This is a genomic window from Winogradskyella sp. (genome assembly GCF_016744625.1).
Lineage (GTDB): Bacteria > Bacteroidota > Bacteroidia > Flavobacteriales > Flavobacteriaceae > Winogradskyella.
Map to the genome: position 1 here is coordinate 17,660 of NZ_JADGDZ010000013.1, position 24,838 is coordinate 42,497.

14 protein-coding genes and 1 pseudogene are annotated in these 24,838 nt (G+C 32.9%); 5 read left to right on the top strand and 10 right to left on the bottom strand.

The window, feature by feature from the left end; genetic code table 11:
* The 8 genes and pseudogenes from QZZ53_RS04870 to QZZ53_RS04905 form a co-directional block, all read right to left on the bottom strand.
* A pseudogene (locus QZZ53_RS04870) lies at window positions 1-673 on the bottom strand (endonuclease); the annotation flags it as partial.
* 276 nt (window positions 674-949) lie between these two features.
* The gene (locus QZZ53_RS04875) at window positions 950-4,807 is read right to left on the bottom strand and encodes a tail fiber domain-containing protein (RefSeq protein ID WP_296382107.1); all 3,858 of its coding nucleotides are present in this window, start codon (window positions 4,805-4,807) and stop codon (window positions 950-952) included.
* 214 nt (window positions 4,808-5,021) lie between these two features.
* The gene (locus QZZ53_RS04880) at window positions 5,022-5,711 is read right to left on the bottom strand and encodes a response regulator transcription factor (protein ID WP_296382109.1); all 690 of its coding nucleotides are present in this window, start codon (window positions 5,709-5,711) and stop codon (window positions 5,022-5,024) included.
* Between the two features lie 108 nt (window positions 5,712-5,819).
* Window positions 5,820-7,769, bottom strand: coding sequence for a histidine kinase dimerization/phosphoacceptor domain -containing protein (locus QZZ53_RS04885; protein ID WP_296382111.1), 1,950 nt, complete (start codon window positions 7,767-7,769; stop codon window positions 5,820-5,822).
* A gap of 35 nt (window positions 7,770-7,804) precedes the next feature.
* Complete coding sequence (locus tag QZZ53_RS04890; RefSeq protein ID WP_296382114.1) at window positions 7,805-8,824, bottom strand: N(4)-(beta-N-acetylglucosaminyl)-L-asparaginase; 1,020 nt, start codon at window positions 8,822-8,824, stop codon at window positions 7,805-7,807.
* Window positions 8,821-10,137, bottom strand: a complete 1,317-nt coding sequence (locus QZZ53_RS04895) for a sugar MFS transporter (RefSeq protein ID WP_296382116.1) — start codon at window positions 10,135-10,137, stop codon at window positions 8,821-8,823. The genes QZZ53_RS04890 and QZZ53_RS04895 overlap by 4 nt, the downstream gene beginning before the upstream one ends.
* Before the next feature lie 2 nt (window positions 10,138-10,139).
* Window positions 10,140-10,505 carry a VOC family protein gene (locus QZZ53_RS04900; RefSeq protein ID WP_296382118.1) on the bottom strand — a complete coding sequence of 122 codons (366 nt, stop codon included), beginning with the start codon at window positions 10,503-10,505 and terminating at the stop codon, window positions 10,140-10,142.
* A 1-nt stretch (window position 10,506) separates the two neighbouring features.
* Window positions 10,507-13,437, bottom strand: a complete 2,931-nt coding sequence (locus tag QZZ53_RS04905) for a GH92 family glycosyl hydrolase (RefSeq protein ID WP_296382120.1) — start codon at window positions 13,435-13,437, stop codon at window positions 10,507-10,509.
* 39 nt (window positions 13,438-13,476) lie between these two features.
* Between QZZ53_RS04905 and QZZ53_RS04910 the strand changes: the two genes are divergently transcribed.
* The 5 genes from QZZ53_RS04910 to QZZ53_RS04930 all read left to right on the top strand — a co-directional run bounded on the left by QZZ53_RS04910 (window position 13,477) and on the right by QZZ53_RS04930 (window position 20,697).
* A complete protein-coding gene (locus tag QZZ53_RS04910; protein ID WP_296382122.1) occupies window positions 13,477-15,750 on the top strand; it encodes a family 20 glycosylhydrolase in 2,274 nt (757 codons plus the stop codon).
* 114 nt (window positions 15,751-15,864) lie between these two features.
* Window positions 15,865-16,554, top strand: coding sequence for a copper homeostasis protein CutC (locus QZZ53_RS04915; protein WP_296382124.1), 690 nt, complete (start codon window positions 15,865-15,867; stop codon window positions 16,552-16,554).
* Window positions 16,544-19,015, top strand: coding sequence for a glycoside hydrolase family 2 protein (locus tag QZZ53_RS04920; RefSeq protein ID WP_296382127.1), 2,472 nt, complete (start codon window positions 16,544-16,546; stop codon window positions 19,013-19,015). Before QZZ53_RS04915 ends, QZZ53_RS04920 begins: the two co-directional genes overlap by 11 nt.
* A 42-nt stretch (window positions 19,016-19,057) precedes the next feature.
* Window positions 19,058-20,293 carry a metallophosphoesterase gene (locus tag QZZ53_RS04925; protein ID WP_296382129.1) on the top strand — a complete coding sequence of 412 codons (1,236 nt, stop codon included), beginning with the start codon at window positions 19,058-19,060 and terminating at the stop codon, window positions 20,291-20,293.
* Between the two features lie 107 nt (window positions 20,294-20,400).
* Window positions 20,401-20,697 (top strand): thioredoxin family protein, encoded by a 297-nt coding sequence (locus tag QZZ53_RS04930; protein WP_296382130.1) that lies wholly within the window; start codon window positions 20,401-20,403, stop codon window positions 20,695-20,697.
* Window position 20,698: 1 nt separating this feature from the next.
* Here QZZ53_RS04930 and QZZ53_RS04935 read toward each other — a convergent pair whose 3' ends face one another.
* The gene (locus QZZ53_RS04935) at window positions 20,699-21,337 is read right to left on the bottom strand and encodes a polysaccharide deacetylase family protein (protein ID WP_296382132.1); all 639 of its coding nucleotides are present in this window, start codon (window positions 21,335-21,337) and stop codon (window positions 20,699-20,701) included.
* Window positions 21,338-21,343: 6 nt separating this feature from the next.
* The gene (locus QZZ53_RS04940; RefSeq protein WP_296382134.1) at window positions 21,344-24,742 is read right to left on the bottom strand and encodes a DUF2723 domain-containing protein; all 3,399 of its coding nucleotides are present in this window, start codon (window positions 24,740-24,742) and stop codon (window positions 21,344-21,346) included.
* Between the last annotated feature and the right edge of the window lie 96 nt (window positions 24,743-24,838).

Consider the following 24,838-nt stretch of genomic DNA (forward strand, 5'->3'; position numbering starts at 1 on the left):
TTGAATAGGTGCTTAGATCAATACCAGCTTCACCAGCCACTTCAATAGTATCATCTACATCAGCACCAAAATCATCGTACTTAATTTCGTTAATCCAAATATTTTCGGCAACAGGAGGTGTTCCAAAAGTCTGTAATGGATTAATGTTATTATAGCTTTGAGAGATTTCTTCTATCCAAGAAAAATCAGAATACATTGTCCCATCACCTTGCAATTGAATGGATAAACCAGCTGATGAGCTAGCGCCAGAAATACCAATATCAGTAGATGTCATTCCGTTAGCAGGTCCATCAATAGCCATAAATGATCCTTCATAGCTCAAAAACTGAATAACCGCATTAGAGGGCCCAACTAGAGCAATAGCGTCAGGCCCATTTTGTATGGCTCCAAAGTTAAAAGCTATAGCACCAAATCCATTTTGTTCGTCATCGATTGTACCAGAAAGCAGAGTAGTATTATACATAGCACCATTACTACCATTATAGAGCACTATTGAATAGGTGCTTAGATCAATACCAGCTTCACCAGCCACTTCAATAGTATCATCTACATCAGCACCAAAATCATCGTACTTAATTTCGTTAATCCAAAGGTTTTGAGCACTTAATGTTGTGCCAAATAAAATTAATCCAATGATTAAAATTTTTTCTTTAAGAGTAATTGTGTTTTTCATAAAAATGAATTTTTAAACATACTTTCATAAACCTAAAGAGATTATTCAAAAGTATATATTGATTAATAGCGTATAGAAATTTATAGGTTAATTGTTATTGATAAAATATTTTATTGGGAATGCGTACTTTTTTTAGTGGCTAGCTTAGAACACTTGGTGAGTGTTTTTTTATAACCTAATTTGAGAATGAAAAAGCCACTCCCTACAGCAGCTTTTTCCTCAAAAACATAATCGTTCTTTCAAACAATTACTACTCAATGTTCAATTATTAATTGTTTAATCTTCAGTTGTACTTGCAGTTTCAGAAGTGGTCGAATTACTTTTGTTTTCTAGTGCAAGTAAACGCACTTCTAATTGCTGAAGTTTGCTTAATCGCTGTTTTAGAATTTTGTTTTCTGCTTCAAGAGTTTCCATTTTTAAATTTAATTCTTTGACCTCTTTTTTTAATTCTTGTGTAGCTTTAATTGCAACTACTCCTGTGGCACTATAATCCATGTGATATACATCTTCTTCTTTGTGATAAGAAATTAATTCTGGATATATTTTATCCACATCTTGAGCAACCATTCCTATGTAGCTTTTAAGTCCATTATCGGCTTTATATTTGTATGTTAATGGTTGCAATTCCATGAAATTATCCCAAGAGAAATACAAATCTTTAAAATCCTTTTTTAATCTCCTATCTGATGTTGCAGTATATACTCCTGAAACATCATTAATATTAGATATCGATGTCGTACCTTGATTTGTAGAATAGAATCTTAAATCACCTGTGCCTGATGATACATACATGCGTATCCAATTATTGTTATTTGTGTTCTGTAATTTCATACCACTTGTAGTACCACTATTTCCATGAAATACATGAAAATCAATATCCGGAAATCCTGCAATACCTGCTCTATTTGCACTAGCATCAATTCTAAGCATATTAGCATTGCTATCAGACTCTACTCTGAAATCTCTGTTAGCACCTTGCTCGTTAAAAACAAACTGTGAATTAGTATCAAGATCCACACTAACATTACCATTTTCTCTCAGTATAAACCTAGCATCATCGCCATCATCGAGCATTTGCGCTATAATTGTACCTGTTGTATTAACATCTCGCCATACCATATCTCGTCCTAATGTGGTTGTTCCTGCATCATTGATTTCAAAAACACCAGTTCCGTTATCTTGGATAATAAAGTCTCCTGTGTTACTTAAGTTAAAACGTGTATCAAAATTTCCGTAAGTAATTGCAGTGTCTTCTGTAAGTGCACCTCCCCATTGTATGCGATCTGCTCCTGCGTCAACATTAAGTCCGTTGTTGGCGGTTGCAGTTACGGTTAAGTTTCCTGATGTTCCGCCACCAGTAAGTCCTGCGCCAGCAGTAATAGCTGTTACATCTCCAACAGTTGGTGTTTGCCAAGACAGGACACCAGCAGCATTAGTGGCCATTACTTGACCGTTTGTACCTCTAGACGCTGGTAAAATATAATTATTTGTCGTCGTAGTACCAACAGAAACTCTCCCTAAAAAGTAACCAGCATAACTGTTAGATTTTGTTGCACTACTATAGATTCCATAGTGTGTACCACCAGCACTAGAAGAGATAAGGTTGTATGTTCCGTATTTGTTTCCTGTTCCTGTTGCTGAGTTATTAAATACATTTCTAGAGCCATAATAATCACCATTAGCTGTATTACTAAATGTTGTATATGTTCCATTCATTCCACTAGTTCCTGGTGTACCAGTTGTAAATGAGTTCCTAATACCTGTAGTTTCAGCTGCTGTTGATGCTTCCTGAAATTCGTTAAACACACCATATAAATTTGCAGCGCTAGTACCACGCATACCATTGTATGTGCCATAATGATTTCCTGTACCTGCATTATCTAGGTTGTTGAAAGTACCAAACTGAAAGCTGGGTGACGCACCTGCTATAAAGTTTCTGGTTCCATATTGGCTGCCAGAAGCTGTAGAACTTATAGTATTAAAAACACCATATTTCTGCCCTGCACCTGTGCCATCATTACGTGTGCGAATAGCATGACTCCGACCTGTACCACCACTAGATTTTACAACATAAATGCCATTGGTTTCATCAGCAGTATTATCATTTTTGTCTACATATATAACTTCTAATTCATCTCCTGTATTTTCTACAAGATGTAAAGGATGTGCTGGGTTTGAAGTGCCTATACCTATATCACCAGAGTCTTCTACAAAAAACACATTATCACTATCATCTTGTATAGCGAAGTCACCTGTGCTATTAAGATTAATAGCAAAGCTTCTAGTGCCTTGACTAATAGTAGTATTTTCGATCAGTGCTCCTCCTAATCGAATATCATTGGCATTAGTGGTTAATCCATTTGTGCCAACTGCGTTAATAGTAACATTGCCAGTAGCACCACCACCAGTTAGACCTGTTCCTGCAGTAATTTGGTTAATATTTCCTGGATTATCCAAACTAGATAGATTTACAGTTTGTGCAGTACCATTTTCTATACCAACTGTTAAAATATTTGTAGAGGTATTGAATATTAAGTTCTCAATATCTTGGTCGTCAGTACCTGTGCCATCCTGTAAACCAGATAAATCTATAGTAGTAGTATTTCCGGCTTCTTCTATTTCTAAATTTGTGCCAGTTAAGATACCAGAAGTGATTATTTCGTTCCCAATTACAGTATCAGCATCACTTGCAATATGTGTGTTTAAATTTATTGTATTTGTGCTAATAGCAGTGCTATTATTTCCAATATCCACATTGTTATTATTGATATCAATAGTGTTGTTACTTATATTATTGGTATTGTTAGTTATAATAGTAGTATTGTTTCCAATATTTAAAGTGTTGAAACTAATATCGGACGTATTGTTATTGATGCCAGTTGTATTTAGGATAATGTTGTTGGCATTGGTGATAATATCACTAGTATTATTATTTATATCGCTAGTATTTATTAAGATATTAGCCGCATTAGTGGTAACTTCTGTAGATTGGTCTAAAGTTGATACATCAACAATTTCATTTGAGCCGTTTTGAATACCAATTGTTAGGTTTGTACCTGAGAGTCCTGAACCAGAAATGTTTTGATTATCGGTATTTGCAAATACTGTTGAGGCATTAACAAAATTTACTTGTCCTAAGTTGTCAATTTGCATAATGTCTCCATTATTCCCTCTAAAAGAAGGTAAACTATAATGATTTACATTTGTTGTTCCAATAGAAACGGCACCACTGAAATAACCAGCATAACTTCCAGTCTTAAGAACTTCAGAGTATAATCCATAATGAGTACCACCAGATGAAGTTGGAACTGATGTGTAAAAACCATATCTTGATGCATTTCCAGCTCCTTCAATATCAGATTTGTAACCATATAAAGCTCCAACATTAACATTAATATTCATGTCCATCCAACTTCCATAAAAATTACCTACCCTTGACGTTGGTTGGTCGATACGATATAAGAACCCTGAAGCTTCCGAATAAGTAATATTAGAATTGGTAACATATACACCAGCAGTTTGAAGTAAGCTATGTTCACTAAAGGCAATATCGGCTCGAAAATTATTTAAATCATTTGTGCCCACAATAGCAGATTTATTACCAGTACTATTTGTACCATTTTGATTAACAACAAGTCCATTTCCAGTATTATGGTCTTTGTTAATTACCATGGCATCTACACCTGAGTTTATATTTCCAATGTCAATAGTGTTAGAATTATTAGTGATGGTTAAATTATAATTTCCTGGAGTATTTGTCCCTATAAGAGTTCTTGCAGTAATTAAATCTCGATAAATGTTGTTTCCTGATACTGTCCAATCATTATCATTAAGGCTACCTGACACAATTTTAATCCAGTTACTAGCGGTATCATCCCAATAATAAAAACCTTTACCATCTGCAGCTGAGCCAGTGTAAAAAATAAGTATACCATCTCGAGTAGCTCCAGGAGCTGTAGGAAATACACTCATACGAGGAATTAGAATTCCGTCATTATTGGCAGGACTTGTTGCACTACTAGCCGTAATGTCTAAACTGGCTTGAGGGTCTGTATTACCGACACCAACTTGGGCATTTATGGCATAAAAAAATAGAAATAGTACTAAACTGAAGCGTAGGTTTTTAACGTTCATAACAACATGTTTTGGAGCCTTCTTCTTTGTAAACAACTAAGGGGTAATCTATGTAGAGAAGTCGTTTAAAAGCGTAATAACTGATTAATAGCTAAGTAAAGCTATCTTATAACCAAGGTATTAGGATTTTGTTTTTAGTGAATCTAACTTTTTTTTTAGTGAGTGCAGTTTAACACTAGTTATGTGTTTTTAAGAGGGTACCGTTTAGCATTAATTATATGCTTTTTAACTTACTCACTACTAAACTTTTTTGTGATGCACTTAATGGTATGCTATCGTTTTCTAGAGAAATAGTGGTTTTATCAACTCTTAAGACGTGTCTTAGGTTGACCACATAAGAACGATGTGTCTTTATAAAATCATTACCTTCTAATTGCTCAGAGACATGCTTAAGTGTATGAGGTACTAAATAAGTTTTTGTAGTTGTATTGATATAGCAATAGTTGTCAAATGCTTTAAGGTGACTGATAGTGTTTTGATTAATACGATGCAGTCTGCCTTCATGTTTAATGGTTAAAAAATGTTGTTTTGAATCGTTATAGTTATGCCAAGCGAGTTCAATATTGGTGCGTAAACCTGTTTCTGTAAAAGGTTTAACAATGTAACCCAGAGGATTAGTGTGTTTAACGCGTTCTATGGTATTAGGATCTGTTTGAGACGAAAGAAATAAATATGGTAAGTTTTTTTTGTCTAATTCAGTAGCTAAATCGACACCATCTTTATCTCCCGAAAGCTGAATATCTATAAGTGTCAAATCTGGTTTTAGTAATTCTATATCTCTTAAGGCTGAAGTATAATCTTCTGCGTCACCAACGGCAAAAAAACCTTGTTTACGCAAAGCTACTTCAATAGTAGATACAATTAATGGCTCGTCTTCAACGATGTAGATATTTAGGGGTTTCAAATTATATATATTTAGAACTTCAAACTAATGAATCAATATTTTATCAATGTTTTTTTTTAGTGAAAGCCTCTTTTTTTTTAGTCAATACTGTTTTTTAATAGTATCACCTTAAAGTAAATTATACTTTTTCATTATTAAGGTTGCTTCCGTTCCTTTATTTATTTCAGATTTATAACTTAAAGTTGCATTTAATTTTTTCGATAAAGCTTTCATCAGCGTAATACCGAAAGAGGTGTTTTTAACTTCACCTTCAAAGCCTTTGCCATTATCAATAACTTTTAATGCTAAATGCTCACCTTCTTTATGAAACTTAATATCAATTTTGCTTTCAGAAGTCATATTCTTAAAAGCATGCTTTAAGGTATTCACAATAAGCTCATTTAAGATTAAACCAACAGGAGTAATAGTTTCAATATCTAGAACCAATGGTTCTGCGTTAAGTTGATATTGAATAGATTCTGATTCAAACTGATGGCTTTCAAAAATATCACGTACTAAGTCACTAAAATAATCTTGAGTATTAATACCAATAAGCTCGTCTTTATTATATAACCTCTGATGAATTAGGACCATAGAACGCACTCTGTTTTCGGCTTCTTTTATGGCGATTTTTGCTTCTTTGTCCTCAACACTTTCTGATTGTAAGTACAATAAACTAGATACAATTTGAAAACTATTCTTTACACGATGATGTGTTTCTTTAAGAAGTATGTTTTTCTCATCAACAGTAGCTTCTAATAATTTCTTCTGCTTTGCAAGCTTAATGCTCTGTTTTTTATTTCTGTAAAAGAAAAATCCTAAAACAAGAGCTAATAGTAAGCCTAGTCCAGCTAAATAGGAATACAACTTACTTTGCTTTTCCTTAGCTTCAAGTTCTAATGCGTTAAGTTCTTGAGTTTTGTTAAACTCGTATTGCATCTCTTGCTGAGTTTGTTTTTTGATATTATTTTCATTGAAAATAGAATCGTTGGTTTTAGTTAGAAGCTGATAATTCTCTAAGGCTTTGTTGTACTCACCAGCAGCTTTGTAAGCTTTAGATAAACAATCGCAAGCATCAGATGTTAGTTCTAGATTCCCGGCTTCAATAGCTAATTGTTTTGCTTTACTACAGTCTTTTATCGCTAAATCGTATTTTTTAGTTTCATAAAAAAGACTTCCTCGATAGTTTTTTGAAATAGTTAAATTTTCAATAACTCCAGCATCTTTATAGAATTGATGAGCTGCATTTAAATTTATCAGTGCTTCATTATAATTTTTTAATTTAGAATGTGCATTACCAATATTTAAAATTGAACTCATAATAAAGCGCTTAGGTGCCTTACCTTTTTCTTTAAGTACTTTACCCTCTTCAAATAGTACTAGTGCTTCATTGTGCTTTCCTTGATTTAGTAATAAGTCACCTTTGTTTGAAATAATAATTCCTGCATTAACAAAAGAACCTAAACTTAGTGCAGCTTTATAGGCATTATTATAATAATCAGCAGCCTTATCAAACTCTTCCATTTGATTATAATAATTGGCCAATGAATTATTAAGTACCAAACTTTCACCTTTAAATTTATGACGTTGTGGCTCATCTAACCTTAAGGTGTCAATTTTGTCTAAAGAACGTTTAGAATTAAGCATGGTAGCAATAGCAAGGGAAATATTTCCTTGTTTTCTATAAATGGCGCTTTTGGTCATTAGGTTAGAAGCTCTTAAAAAAGGCATGGTGTCATCGTTTACATAAGAAATTGACTTGTCTAAGTATACTACTGCAGAATCCAATTGACTATTATAATAGAAGAAATTACCTAAGGAGTAGTAAGAATTAGCAAATTGCTTTGCATCCTTATTCGCTTTAGAAATGATAATTGCTTTGTCTATTAAAATACGAGAGTCTTTAGAATAACGGAGCTGACCAGCATTGCTAGTAAGTGTTCTTATTTTTTCGAAATTATCATCGTAAGTATCTACAATGTTAATTAAGGAATCAATGATTTTTTGTTTATCTAAATTGTTTTGAGATTGTAAAAGACTTGAAAAGCATAACAAGAAAATAAGGTAAGGGTATTTCAATTTAGCCAAAATTTTAGAAGGTTAGTTCCTACAATTTACGAATTTTCTGTCTTATTGAAAAAATTAGATTGAATTTGTTCATTGACTCCATCTTGAAATTTAGTCATACTAAACCATTGATGAATTGAGTAACTTCCTGTTTCACCTTTTTTGTTTACTGCGATATAACCAACTTGAAAATTTTTGTAATCACTATTAGGCTTATTTACGATTCTACTAATAGCTTCTTCACATGCTGCTTGTGGTGATTTTCCTTGTCGCATCAATTCTACAACTAAAAAGCTACCAACAGTTTTTACAACTTCTTCACCCAAACCAGTTGCTACTGCAGCACCAATTTCATTATCTACAAATAATCCAGAACCTATTATTGGCGAATCACCAACACGTCCTCCCAATTTATATGCCAATCCACTTGTTGTGCAAGCACCGGAAATATCACCATTCTTGTCAATGGCTAACATACCGATGGTATCGTGATTTTCAATATTAATTATGGGTTTGTATTTGGCTTCTATTTTCCATTTTCCCCATGCTTCTTTTGAAGCTTCGGTTAATAAATTTTCTGGTTCAAATCCTTTAGATACGGCAAATTGTTTTGCACCTTCACCTGCTAACATTACATGAGGTGTGTTTTCCATTACTTGTCTTGCTACAGAAACTGCATGCGTTATGTCTTTAAGATAAACTACAGCTCCGCAGTTGCCATGTTTGTCCATAATACACGCATCTAAAGTAACATTTCCATCTCTATCTGGTAATCCGCCTTTTCCAACAGATTGCCCTTTTTCATTGGCCTCTTCAACTCTACAACCTTGCTCTACAGCATCTAGAGCATTGCCTCCTGCTTGTAAAACTTCCATGGCTTTTGCTGTAGCATCTATAACATGCCATGTAGCAATAACCATTGGAAAACCTTTAAAGTCAGTAATAGCTTTAACATCTTCATCTGCTAATTTTTTAGAAGTTGCTTCATCACAATTTATCAAAGTACTTCCTACAGCTAAACCAACTCCAGTTAGAGAAGCGTTTTTTATAAAATGTCGTCTTTTCATATTGCTATTTTTTTAGAATTCTTATAACCATACCAAAGTATATAACCATAACAAACTGTTATGAATAAAAAGGCCAATTTAAAGCCTATGTTATCGATTAAGGTTCCACATATTAATGGGATTATTGCACCACCAACTATAGCCATACAAAGTAAACCAGAACCTTTAGGCTTTAGCTCACCAATACCATCAATCGCTAATGTAAAAATTGTTGGAAACATTATTGAATTGAATAATCCAACAGCTAAAATACTCCACATAGAAAGTAAACCTGTTGTGCTAATAGAAACGATAATCAAAGCAATTGCGATCGCAGCAAAAATTCCTAATACTTTACCAGGTTTCATTATTTTGGTTAAATAAGAACCAACAAAACGACCAACCATTGCGCCAGACCAATAGAAAATCACAAAAATCCCTAGTAAAGCTTTATCATCTGCACCATCTAAGGATTTAAAAAAAACATTTGCTACTGTATTAGCTATATTCATTAAGGTTTCACTTTCTGTAATAATCGGAACCATATTCATATCTTGAAAATAGTTAACCAAAAAACTTCCAATAGAAACTTCAGCTCCGACATAAAAAAAAATACCTAAAACACCAAGAATTAGGTTTTTGTTTTTAAAAGCTTCTTTGTAGGTTCCTGTAGAATCTTCATTAATCATTTTTGGCAGTTTAGCAAAAACAAAAACGACCGAAATAGCTACAATAAAAACTGCAAGTCCTAAAAACGGAGTTTGAACTGCTGATGCTTCTGATGCCAAATAAGTATCTAATGTATCTCCAGAAAGTGCAGCAATTTCTTCAGAACTTTTAATCTTATCACTCAGAATAAATAAGGCTCCAACAGCAGGAGCAATTGCAGTTCCTAGCGAATTAAAAGCTTGGGATAAATTTAATCGACTCGATGCACCATCTTCACTTCCTAAAACAGCAACAAATGGGTTTGCTGCAACTTGTAATATTGTCATACCGCCTGCTAGTATAAAATAGGCAACTAAAAACACTCCGAAAACTCGATAAGAAGCCGCAGGATAAAATAATAGACAACCTAATGCCATAGTTAGTAAGCCTAGAATTATTCCTCGTTTATAGCCAATTTTAGATAAGATGTAACTCGCAGGTATTGATAATACAAAATAAGCACCAAAGAATGCAAATTGAACTAAAATAGCTTGAGCATAACTGAGTGTAAAAAGCTCTCGAAGCCTAGGTACTAAAGAATCAACTAAAACCGTTATAAATCCCCAAAGAAAGAATAAGGTGGTTAGTAAAATAAAAGAGGAACGATAGGATTTTTGTTGCGACATATTTAATTGATTTCTAGTTCTTGTCCGAATTGAATTCTATAACCATTGCAATCATATATGGCAAACTCTCGCATGCCATATTCAAAATTTTCTATCGGATAACTAATCGTTACTTTATCTTTTAGAATCTGCCAAATAACATCAATATCATCAACATAGATATACAATCCTCCTGTAAATACAGGTTTTGGCTGCTTGCCTTCATTAAATCTTGAAGACAGCATAATACTAATATCATCTTTTTGAATAAAGGCCCAGGCATCCTCCTCTCTGTCTATGCACTTAAAGTCGAGATGAGACTCATAAAACAAAATGGTGTCATCCATGTTTTTGACTTCTAATGTTGGTACTAATGCGTTAAATGCCATATTATTTAATAGAAATTTCATCTACAAAAATCCAACTACTGCCATCATAAGGATAACCTAAATGCCATTCAGGTACTTTTCCAAGTTTCTTAGCAACAATTTTCACATATTTATAGTTGGTGATTGGGATTTTAAATTCAATTGTTTTAATTTCTAGTTTACTATTTCTTTCTGCTGAATTAATCTTTTGCACAGGTAAAGCTTTAAAAGTCTTATTGTCATTTGAAACCAAACACTGCACTTCTGTCGGATAAAAAATCCATGCACCTTGATCTTGTAGAAAGTTAACCTTTACTGATGAAATACTCTTTTGAGAACCTAAGTCTACTGTCGCAATTATATCTGTATTATGATAACCTTGCCAACTACCAGTTCTGTAATTTTTAGTGCTTCTTATGCCGTCAATTAAAGCATCATTTCCACCAGCAGAATATTGATTCGCAAATTCGCTTTCTAGTGCAATACTAAGATTTGGATCTATCTTGTAAAAAGGTGTCGTTAAAACAGGACTTTTTAATTCTCCTTTTTCTGAATATAATTTTATTTCAGCATCCTTAGATATGGTAAATGGTTTTTTATACAATTTAAAGTCATCATTATTTATAGCATAAAATATGTCAGCATCTTTTTCTGAAGTCGCTAAAACAACTTCTGTAGAACCTCTAAATGTAATATCTCCTTTGGCTATAAATGGTGAAGGTAAAATGATGTGGTCTGTGATTTCGGTTCTTGGCTCGTTGCCTTCTGTTGTTCCCCATGTTGAAGGTTGATTCGTCATCGTAAACTCTAAAGAGCCTCCTGAAACTATAACATCATGACTTAAATAGGTGTTTTTCAAAATTTCGCCATTCAGTTTTGCACTTTCAATATAAATATTAGTATCACTTAAATTATTAGCAATAATGTTGAATTGTTTCCCACTTTCAAGATTGATAGTCGCTTTATCAAAAAGTGGAGTTCCTATGACATACTGATTGCTTCCTGGTGTAACTGAATAAAAACCCATTGAACTTAATACATACCAAGCACTCATTTGACCGCAATCTTCATTACCTGAAACACCATCAGGATCATTATTATAAAGCTCGGTTAAAATTTGATGAACTTTCTCTTGTGTTTTGTGTGGTTTGTTTACAAAATTGTAGAGATAAGCCATGTGGTGACTTGGTTCATTACCATGAGCGTATTGCCCAATTAAACCAGTAATATCTGATTGATCGCGACCTGAAGTTTCAGTCTTTGCAGAGAATAACTCATCGAGTTGTGCTTCTAATTTATCCTTGCCTCCAATTAAACCAATAAAACCTGAAACATCTTGAGGTACATAAAAGCTATACTGCCAAGAGTTAGCTTCAGTATAATTAAAATTCACTTCATAAGGATCGAAAGGTGCAAACCACGTATTCCTAAAACGCCCTCGCATAAATTTAGTTTCAGGATCAAATACATTTTTGTAATACTGTGCACGCTGAATGTATGTTTTGTAGTCTTCAGTCTTGCCCATTTCTTTAGCCATTTGTGCAATCGTCCAATCATCATAAGCATATTCTAAGGTTTTAGAAACCGATTCACTTTCTTCGTCTACAGGAATAAATCCATATTTTTTATAAGCTTCTAAACCAAATTTATCTCTTGTTGACGAATGTTTCATGGCTTCAAAAGCCTTCTCAATATTGTATCCTCTAATGCCTTTTAGATAAGCATCTGCAACAACTGGTACAGCATGATAACCAATCATACAATCTGTATAGTTTCCTGCCAAATCCCACATTGGCATAATCCCACCTTCATCATATTTGGCCAAAAAAGTATTGATAAAATCGTTGGTTTTTTCTTGTTCGATTATGGTATAAAGTGGATGCGCAGCTCGGTAAGTATCCCAAAGCGAAAAAACTGAATAGTAATCAAAATCAGCATTATGGATTTTTAAATCCATACCTCTATAACGTCCATCAACATCTTGATAACGTTGAGGTGCTAACATAGTATGATATAAGGCTGAATAAAAATTGGTTTTTTTATCTAAATCATCACTTTCAATTACAATTTTTTCAAGTTGTTCTTCCCAATAATTCTGAGCTTCTTTTTTAATAGTTTCAAAGTCCTTATTTTCTATTTCGGCTTCTAAATTTTTACGAGCACCAGCAATGTCAACAGAAGAAATTCCGACTTTAATATAGATAGGTTCATTATTTGGATTAATAAAATTTAATGATGTTCTTCTGGCTCCAGGCATTCCGAATTCAGGAGGAGATTGCAATATGTCATTAAAAGGATGAGAGGTTTTAATAACAAAAAATAAGCGTTGATCCTTTGCCCATGCTGATGAATGCCGATAACCTTCGATTTCAGTATTTGAAATCTTGTCGATTTTCGCATCTAAGACTTTATCTCGATGTTCTAAATCTAAGATTAAGAACTGATCTTGACTAGAAGGGTATTGATATTTATGAATTCCACTTCGTTTTGAAACTGTCAATTCTACATCAATATTTGTTGAATCTAAATGAACTTTATAATAACCTGGTTCCGCCACTTCATTATCATGAGAAAAATGTGCACGATAGCCTTTTTCACCATTAGCACCATTATTAAAATTAGTTTCATTAGTTGGCATTAAAAGTACATCTCCATAGTCGCTAATTCCTGTTCCGCTGAGATGTGTATGCGAAAATCCGTAAATATAGCTGTCTGTATAATGATAGCCAGAGCAACCATCCCAACCTTCTAATCGTGTGTCTGGACTCAATTGCATCATTCCAAATGGCATCGTAGCACCAGGATATGTATGACCATGTCCACCAGTTCCAATAAAGGTATTTACATAGCTAGTTAGTGGTTGGTCTTTCTTTACTTTGAGAATTGAAGGTGAATTATTGCAGCTTAAAAAAAGAGCTAGTACAATTAAAAAGAAGGTTAGCTTAAAGTTCATCAAAAAGATTGTTAATTTTAATGCATCTAATATAGTAAAATGCAAATCAAGAAAGTAGTTGTCATTTGTCTTTTTGTACAGTTGTTGTTTAATTGTCAAGAAAAAGAAATTTATAATGTTGAAGTTCAAATCATTCCAAAACCTTCAAAACATATAGTTAATAAAGGTCATTTTGTTTTAAGTAGTTCTTCAGGATTGAATTATCCAGAAGAGTTAAAAGTTTCAGCAGAATTTTTTAAATCATTTATTGAACAAGGAAAAGCGATTCGTCTTGGTAAAGGAAATGATATAAATTTTATTGTAGATACAACTATAGATAATGATGAAGGTTATAATCTGGAAATTTCACCGAATAATATAAAAATAAAGGCGAAAACAGATCATGGAGCTTTTTATGCTGTTCAGACTTTGCGACAATTACTGCAACCAGAATTTGAAAATGGAAGTTTTAAAACAGAACAAGCTAATATTTCTTGTATGTCAATTACTGATGCTCCACAATTTGTTTATCGTGGCATGCATCTCGATGTTGGTAGACATATGTTTTCAGTAGATTTTATAAAGAAATATATTGATGCTTTGGCTATGTTGAAAATGAATACCTTTCATTGGCATCTTACAGAAGATCAAGGTTGGCGTATTGAAATAAAAAAGTATCCGAAACTTCAGGAAATTTCTGCATTTAGATATGAAACACTTGTTGGACATTATGGAGACCAGCCACATCAATTTGATGGTGAAAAATATGGAGGTTATTATACACAAGATCAAATAAAAGATATTGTAGCATATGCAGAATCCCGTTTTGTAACTGTTATTCCCGAAATTGAATTACCTGGACACGCACAAGCTGCTATTGCTGCATATCCTGAATTAGGTTGTACAGGAGAACAAGTCAATGTAGCAAAAAAATGGGGTGTTTTTGAAGATATTTACTGTTCAAAGAACGAAACATTTGAATTTCTTGAAGATGTTTTGGATGAGGTTTTAGAGTTGTTTCCGAGTAAGTATATTCATATTGGTGGTGATGAAGCACCAAAAACACATTGGAAAAATTGTAAATCTTGCCAACAACGAATTAAAGACGAAGGCTTAAAAGACGAACACGAATTACAAAGTTATTTTATTTCTAGAATAGAAAAATATTTGAATTCTAAAGGCAGACAGATTATAGGTTGGGACGAAATTTTAGAAGGAGGTTTAGCACCTAACGCAACTGTAATGTCTTGGCGTGGGTTTGATGGAGCAATAGAAGCGGCAAAACAAAAGCACAACGTTATTTTAACACCTGGTTCATATTGTTACTTTGATCATTATCAATCCGAAAACGGAGATGAACCGTTGGCGATTGGTGGTTTTTTACCATTAGAAAAAGTATATAATTTTAATCCAATTCCGGAAGAGTTAACTGCAGAAGAAGGCAAATATGTGCTTGGAGCCCAAGGCAATGTTTGGACAGAATATATGCCAAACTCTAAACATGTAGAATACATGATTTTTCCGAGAATATTGGCATTAAGCGAAGTGGTTTGGTCTAATTCTGAAGAAAAAAATTATAAAGAATTTGTGTCAAGAGTTGAAAATTTTAATAAACGATTAGATGTCTTAGATATTAATTATGCTAATCATTTGTATGAAATAGAAGGCGAATTAATTACAAAAGAGAACCAGATTGTTTATCAAATGACAACAACCTCTAAAGGCAAAGACATTAGGTTTACTACTGATGGTTTAGAACCAACTGTAAATTCTAAAATTTATGAAAAGCCTGTGCCAATTACCGAAAGTATAAACTTAAAGGCAAGGGTTTTTGATTCAGAAAAAGAATTGGGAAAGATTTTTTCTCAAGACATTAATATGCATAAAGCTGTAGGTGCGACAATAACTATTAATAATGAACCAAATAAAGCATATCAAGGCAGTGGGCCAGAAGGATTAATTAATGGAATTTCTGGTAGTGATACTCGTTATGGTGATAAGGAATGGTTAGGGTTTTGGGGAGATGATATTGAAATTACGATTGATTTAAAAGAAGTAAAGCACATTAATTCCATTGAAACAAGATTTCATAATGGACAAGGTCAATGGATTTATGCACCTAGAGAAATAGAAATCGCATTTGGTGATGATGGATTTAAAACTCATAAAATTAGTGCATATGATAATTTGATTGTTAATTTTAAATCAACTTTTGAAGGGGGAAAAACTAAGAAAATTCGATTTAGAATCCCTAATTATGGAACAATACTAGAAGGGAAACAAGGTGCAGGACAAAAATCATGGACGTTTATTGATGAAATAATAATTAATTAATTTGTCATTCTGAGGACGAAGGACGTGGGAATCTTTTAAATTGAAATTATAAGTAAAAAACAAACAGATTGCCACATCGCTATAAAGCGTCTCGCAATGATGTTAATTAAGAATATGAAACTAGAAATCTGTGCCAACTCATACCAATCCGTAAAAAATGCTCAAGAAGCAGGTGCACATCGCATTGAATTATGCCAAGAATTATCCGTTGGAGGAATAACGCCTTCTTATGGTTTATTAAAACAAGTAAAAGAAAATTTAAAGATTCCTATTTTCGTTTTAATTAGACCTCGAGCTGGCAATTTTGTTTATTCAGAAGATGAATTTGAAATTATGAAACATGATATTCAACTGTGTAAAGATTTATGTTGTGATGGCATTGTGGCTGGTGTTTTAAATTCAGATAAGACTATAGATGTTGAGCGTACAAAAGAATTAATAGAGTTATCAAAACCATTACCATTTACATTCCATCGTGCATTTGATGAGGTTGCAAACCCGAAAAAAGCATTAAATCAGTTAATCGATTTAGGTGTAGAACGTGTTTTAACTTCTGGGCAAGAAGTTTCTGCTGAAAAAGGTTTGAAATTGCTCAATGAATTGAATATAATTTCAAAAAATAGAATTATCATTCTTGCAGGTGGAGGTATCAATTCGGAAAATGCAAATAAGTTTAAAACTATTAGATTAATAGAGATTCACGCATCAGCTTCATCTCAATTAGAAGAGTGTAATTCATTATTTTCGACACCATTAATCTATTCAGATCCTCGAAAAATTAAAGCCATTTTAGATGCGATATAGTTTACTGCTTTTAATACTTGTATGTTTTAGTTGTCAACCAAAGCATGATGTTCCTGTTACAATAGAATTGAATACCAATTGGCAGTTTAAAAAAGTAAATGATACACTTTGGCAATCCGCGACTGTTCCTGGAAATGTGCATTCAGATTTACTAGATCACAGTTTAATAGAAGATCCATTTATTGGAGGCAATGAAAAGGATGTACAATGGGTTTCTGAAACTGATTGGGAATACAAAATCACATTTTCAGTAGATGAAAAAATACTTCAAAAGAAAAACATAGAATTAAATTTTGAAGGCTTAGATACTTACGCTTCTGTGTATTTAAATGATATTTTAATTCTGAAATCCGATAATGCTTTTAACTCTTATTTGATAGATGTAAAACAGTTTGTTAAGTCTGAAAATAATTTGAGAATAGTTTTTGAACATACTTTAAAACATGAAGAAGCAGAAAAAACGAAGTTGTCATATCAATTACCTGAGGGCAATCGTATCTTTACTCGAAAAGCACAGTTTCAATATGGTTGGGATTGGGGACCGAAATTAAACACAAGTGGAATTTGGCGACCAATTACACTTGAAGCTTGGAATGATGTTCGAATTCAAGATTTTCAAATTATTCAGAAAAAATTAAATGATTCAATAGCTGTGTTGGAGGCGGATTTGTCATTCAAAGGTTTTTGGCAAGATGATATTTACATTGATTATTATGTTAATGATAATTTCATAGGAACTCATGATATAGAAATGTCTAAAAATTTTGGAATGTTTTTCAATTTTGAAATAAAGATGCCAAAGCTATGGTGGCCACACAATCTAGGAGAGCCTTATTTGTATGATTTAAAAGCGGTTGTTAAAAAAGATGATAAAATTCTAGACAGCATTTCAATTAAAAAAGGATTAAGAACTATTGAGCATATTGCCGAAAAAGATGATAATGGAGAATCATTCTATTTTAAAATCAATGACTTGCCAGTTTATGCAAAAGGAGCGAATTACATTCCTCAAAATAGCTTGCAGAATAAAGTAACTGATGCACATTATGAAAGCTTATTAAATGATGTCGTTAATGCCAATATGAATATGCTCAGAGTTTGGGGTGGAGGTATTTATGAGAATGACATTTTTTACGACTTATGCGATGAGAAAGGCATTTTAATTTGGCAAGATTTTATGTTTGCTTGTGCTATGTATCCTGGAGATAAAGGTTTTTTAAATATAGTAGAGCATGAAGTATATGACAATGTAAAGAGACTTAGAAACCATGCGTCAATTGCATTATGGTGTGGAAATAATGAAAATTCAGAGGGTTGGCATCGTTGGGGCTGGCAAGCAGATAGAAGCGAGGAAGAGAAAGAAGAGATTTGGAATAACTACTTAAAAGTGTTCGATTCTATTTTGCCAAAAACAGTTGCTAGTTTAACAGATGTAGATTATTGGGAGTCTTCACCTAAATATGGACGAGGAAATCTTAAATATAAAACGGAAGGAGACGCACACGATTGGTGGATTTGGCATGATGGTTATCCTTTTGAACATCTCGAAGAAAACGTGCCACGTTTTATGAGTGAGTTTGGTTTTCAGTCTTTTTCTAGTTATGAAACAATTCGCTATATCAATCAGAATGATTCAATTGAAATAAGTTCGGAAGGTTTTAAGAACCATCAAAAGCATTCGAGAGGTTTTCAGATAATAGAAGATTATATGAAGCGTGATTTTCCTGTTCCGACTGAGTCAGAAGATTATGTGTATATGAGCCAATTATTGCAAGCTTATGGAATTACAAAAGGTATTGAAGCACAACGACGAGCAAAGCCTTATAATATGGGAACTTTATATTGGCAACTCAATGATTGTTGGCCAGCGGTTTCATGGTCGAGTATTGATTATTTTGGGAATTGGAAAGCTCTGCATTATAAAGCTAAGCGAAGTTTTGAGGATGTATTGATTTCTTCAAAAGTTGAAAATAACATACTTAAAACATGGATTGTTAATGATAGTCTTCAATCTAAAAAAGGACAGTTATCAATGCGATTATTAGATTTTGATGGTAAAGTGATATGGAAAAATTCTAAATCAATTGAGGTTGATGCAAACTCAAGTACTATGCAATTCGAGGTAGATTTAAATACAATTCAATTTAATAAAGATGACGTAGTTTTAGTTTCAAAATTCAATAATGAAATTTCATACTTCTATTTTGTAAAACCAAAAGACTTAAAATTAAAATCTAAAGTTATTCAAAAGAAAATCACAAAAATTAATGATGGTTTTAATATTGAATTATCGAGTAGAACACTTCAAAAGGATGTGTTTTTGTTTACTAAAAACAAAGGTCATTTTTCAGATAATTTCTTTGATATGCTACCAAATGATAGACTTATTATTCATTTTAAAACAGAGCATAAAACACTAGATGATTTACAGCTAAAAAGCTTTAACAATTTCATAAGATAAGGCTGTAAGCATATTAGTATCTTTGATAATTAATTTTTTTATATGATCCGTTGGATAATTTTTATTGTAATCATTGGTGTTGCAGATTTTTACGCCTTTCAAACTTTACGTACCTTAACTAAGAGTACTTGGTGGTATGCTGTATATTGGTTGTTTACAATTGCCATTTTAGGAAATTTTATCTATCAATTTTTTGGCTTTAATCGTAGTGATGGATTTTCTCATAGTAATTCTTACGCTGTTGGTTTTTTAATAGCTATGGCTGTGCCAAAATTGGTATTAATTATCGTCATGTTTGGTGAAGATATTTTTAGAGTACCACAAGCTATTTACAGTTACTTCACTCAGAATAGTAATCTAGAGGGTAATCATTTTCCAGCTCGTAGAAAGTTTGTGAGTCAGATTGCTTTAGGTATGGCAGCGATTCCTTTCGCTTCAGTTTTATATGGTATTTATAAAGGGAAATATAACTTTAAGGTTTTAAACTATACGTTGTATTTTGAAGATTTACCAGATGCCTTTGATGGTTATAAACTCACTCAAATAAGTGATGTACATTCTGGCAGTTTTGATAATATTGACAAAGTAGAATACGCTATAGATTTAATAAACGAGCAACAATCTGATGTTATTTTGTTTACAGGTGATATGGTAAATAATAAAGCCACAGAGATGCATCCTTATTTGGATATCTTCAAAAAACTAAAGGCTAAAGATGGTATGTATTCGGTTTTAGGAAATCATGATTATGGTGATTACGTAGATTGGGATTCTGATGAAGCAAAAGTGCAAAATCTTTTGGATTTAAAAACACTTCAAAAAGATATTGGTTTCGATTTACTCTTGAATGAAAACCGATTTATAGAAAAAGATGGACAGCGTATTGCTTTGGTTGGTGTTGAAAATTGGGGAATAGGTGGTTTTAAACAAGCTGGTGATTTAAAGAAAGCGTCTAGCCTAGTAGATAAAGATGATTTTAAAATACTAATGAGTCACGACCCAAGTCATTGGGATGCTGAGGTAGTTAATGATGCTTATCATTATCACTTAACATTAAGTGGTCATACTCATGGTATGCAATTTGGAATTGAAATACCAGGTTGGTTTAAATGGAGTCCAGTAAAATGGCGATACAAGCGTTGGGCAGGCATCTATGAAGCGCTAGATCAATATATAAATGTCAATAGAGGTTTTGGGTATTTAGCTTTTCCTGGTCGTGTAGGTATATGGCCAGAAATTACAGTAATAGAGCTCAAAAAAGGAAAGAAAGAAGCCTAATTGTTTTAAAATGCTTATTTTTATGTTGCTCATTACGAACTTACTAGAGTTTGCCATTAAAATTTGATGTAGGTTTGTATAACACGTTTGACTAAAAACTATAACGTATGTCAAAATTTGGGGAATTAATAGATGTAGATATTCCTGTTCTATTAGACTTCTATACAGAATGGAATGATCCATCTACTGCAATGCATCCTGTACTTAGAGATGTAGCTGCTGCAATGGGAGATAAAGCCAAAGTCATTAAAATTGATGTGGATAAAAATAAGGAACTAGCCGAAGCACTTAGAGTTAAGGGATTGCCGACTTTGATTATCTACAAAAATGGTGAAATGAAATGGAGACACAGTGGTGAGCAAGATGCTAATACTTTAATCGGAATTATTCAAGAATACATTTAGGCTATAAGGCTTTAAATACGTAGCCCATTTTTTTATAATATTCTAAAACTTTAGGTAACACATGTTTTAAATTTCGTGATGCTTTTATACTATCATGGAAAACAATAATACTACCTTCTTTTGCTGCTGAAATTACATTATTATAGCACGTATTCTCGTTTATAGAACTATCCCAATCATAGGACAAAACGTCCCAAAGTATAACTCTATAACCACGTTTTAATAGTTTTTTACTCTGCTTATTTTTAAACTTGCCATAAGGTGGTCTAAACATTGGTGTGGAATCATCAGTTTTAAAATTATTGATAATTTTTTCCGTTTTTAAAACATCTTTGTAGTATACCTTAGTTTTATGTTTCCAGCCTTTTAGATGATTATATGTGTGATTTCCAACGGTGTGACCTTCAGTAATTATGTGTTGAAAAATTTCTGGATGCTTTTCGATATTATTTCCAATACAAAAGAAAGTCGCTTTAGCATTAAAATCTTTTAATGTTTGAAGTACCCAATTCGTGATTTCTGGTGTTGGACCATCATCAAAAGTGAGATATAGTTCTTTTTTATCTGTTTGGATATTCCAGACAAAATTCGGAAATAATGTTTTTACAAATCCAGGTGTTTTTGCTGGAATTATCTGCATACTAATTTAATCTTCTGGTGATATATTTTTAATAGTATCCTTAACAGTTGATTGTAAATCGATATCATCAGGAACTTCAGGTAATTCGTCATTATTATAACGATTCATTAATTTATCAAAAAGACCTAAGTAACCATTAAATTTCTTAGTTTCTTCTAAAGCAAATTCCTTATCATTATATATAACTAAAATATCAATCAATGCTCTATAGCGTTGAATATCTAAATAAATGTCCTCTCCAACTTTTCGTTCTTGATTCTCTAACGAAAGACTGCTGTAATACATTAAATTTTCTTGATATTTATTAGCTACATCTTTATAAAGTGCTCTCCCCTTTTCTATGTTGCCAATTTCGTAATAGGCACTTACATAAGGCTCTAGTAATGAGTAAAATCCAAATTTATCCACTGGCATTTTTTTCATAGCTATATCTGCAACTTCTTCAGCCTTATCTAATTTGTCTTCGTTGATAAGTTGCTCAATTAGTCGTGCTAAATTACCTCTGTATGTAATTCCGTTTCGTCTAGTTTCAATATCATGATAAATGTTTTCTCCACTTCCTCCCCATTCCCATGATTTAACCATGTCGTACATTAAATCGGGATCTACTCGACCCATATCATAAGGATTAGCTCTATCAACAGCTGTTTTTATAGGCACTAATTTGTAGCACATACCGTCTAATTGTAAATAATCCTTAAGCCATACGTAATCTTCAGCACCAAAGGCTCCACCAGTAAAATAAATTGGTCGTTCCCAATTGTTATTGGCAATAATATCTAACATTAAGAGTCGATTTTTGTAAATATAACTACCTTCAATTTCTGTATATAGATTGTCCTCTATTTTATCAGCGTCCTTTGGTTTAACGATCCCATTTTTTAGAACCATATCTTTATTTACAGGAATACTTATACTACGTGTTGGAAAATAATTAGAGTTTAATAAGTGGCTAGGATATTGTCTTGGATCTTCACCTTGCTTTTCTACTACATATCTAAATTTTGTACTAGGTTTTTCACTAGCGACAAAATCCATAAAACTTTGAAGAGGTAAAGTGTCCTTGGTTATTTCTCTTCTAATAATAACATCTCTAGTTCCACCTCGATATTGCTTATGAGTTAATTGCGACGGAATAGGGTCACTTTCATAGGCTTTACGCTTCATTTGATCGATATACCAATCGGTTTGAAATAAACTGGTATTAACCACACGCACATCAGTACGGACTCCTTCAATTTCTTGTAAATACCACAATGGGAATGAGTCATTATCTCCAATTGTAAACAGAATTGAGTTTGGCGCACAAGACTCTAAATACTTACGAGCCATAGCGTTTGCAGTGTGCTTTCCTGAACGGTCATGGTCATCCCAGTTATTAGCAGCTAAAACACCAGGCACTATAATAATGCATGCTAATGTAATTGCTGGTGCTAAAAGTTTTGACTTTATATTAGATTTTAAAAGATCATAAATAGCATATACACCAAAACCAATCCAAATAGTAAATACATAAAACGAACCTACAACAGAATAATCTCTTTCACGAGGTTCAAAAGGTCTTACGTTAGTATAAAACTGAATAGCTAAGCCTGTTAATAAGAAAAACACAAGTAATACCCAAAAGCGTTTCATATCTGAGTATAATAAAAAGAAGAATCCAGCTAAGCCTAGTAATAATGGTAAGAAATAGTATGTGTTCCTCGCTTTATTATCTACTACATCTGTAGGTAAGTTGTCTTGAGAAAGGCCTAAATGAAGTTCATCAATAAATTGTATTCCAGAAATCCAATTTCCATTGAAATCATCATATTTTCCTTGAATATCATTTTGTCGTCCTGTAAAGTTCCACATAAAATAACGCCAATACATATAGCCAAACTGGTATTGAAACATGTACATGGTATTGTCTACAAACGAAGGCTTTTCTATGACTAAATATTGCTGTCCATAACGTCTCAAGAACTGATCGTAATCTTCATAATCTATCTCGCCTTGAGCTATACGCATTCTAAAATCATTCACAATTTGATCGAATCGTCGTTTTTCTTGTACAGAATATTGACCAGCTTGTTCTTCATCTAGACCAGCATTAAGGGCTTCTTTATAAGCACGAGTTTGTAGATTAGGATCGACTTTAAAGTCGATTAAACCAGTAAACATCATGTAGTTTTCTGCATGTTCGCTACTCCACATTCGTGGTAGTATAGAAGCATGTCCGTGGTTATAGTTTTGTTTACTATTCTCCCAGTCGTTTATGATAACGTACTTCCCTAGTTCATCATCACGTTCGTAATTCTTCTTGTCATCTATAAATGGCTTATCTTCATCCTGTCCAGAATAAATTTCAGTAAACTGTGGTCCATAGAATAAATGAGTCTCAGGATATTGTTCTAAATTATAATAAGCTAGTAATTCTCTTGCATCAGAAGGGTCATTTTCATTAATAATAACTTGAGCATTTGCACGTATTGGAAGCATCATCCAAGATGAAAATCCAATAAAAATAAACATAAGGGCAAGTACTAGAGTATTGGTATGTAGCATTCCTTTTTTTCTAGTAAAATTCAAACCAAAATAGAATAGACCAATAACAATTAAAGCTGTAATTATGGTGCCTGAATTAAAAGGTAGCCCAATTGAATTCACAAAAAATACTTCTAAATAACCAAAGAGTTTTAAGGTTGAAGGTAATAGAAGTTTAAAGATAAAAAGTAAAATTGCCGCTGAAGCTACATTGGCAATTATAAAATTCTTTATAGTAATTGTTTTATAATTCTTAAAATAATAGATTAAACCAATTGCAGGAATAGTTAATAAACCCATAAAGTGAACTCCAAAAGATAAGCCAATGACAAAGGCAATAAGGATAAGCCATCTATTGCCTCTAGGTTTATGCATGTCTTGTTCCCAGCGTAAGGCGAGGTAAAACATCACAGCCATTATAAGGGTTGCCATGGCATAAACTTCGGTTTCTACTGCGTTAAACCAAAACGAATCTGTAAATGTAAAAGCTAAACTACCAACTAAAGCACTTCCTAATATAGCATATCCTTTACTAGGACTTGGATCTTTTTCGTAATTAACTAATTTCACAAGTAAAATGCTTATCGTCCAAAACATAAACAGAATGGTAAAAGCACTTGCTACTCCACTCATCATATTCATTATCATACCAATTTGTGACGGCTCTAAAGCAAACATTGAGAAAAATGCTCCCAACATCTGAAATAGTGGTGCTCCAGGCGGATGTCCTACTTGCAATTTAGATGAGGTTAAAATATATTCTCCAGCATCCCAAAAACTAACGGTTGGTTCAATGGTTAGTGCATACACTGTAAATGCTATAGCGAAAGCAAACCATGCTAAAATATTATTCCACTTTTTAAAGTTAAAATCTGTCATGAAAACCATTCTTATTGATGCTGGCGAATTTACTAATAATTACGATACAGCCTACGTTTTTAAGTTAACGTTAAGTAATTTCAATTATTTTCTTGT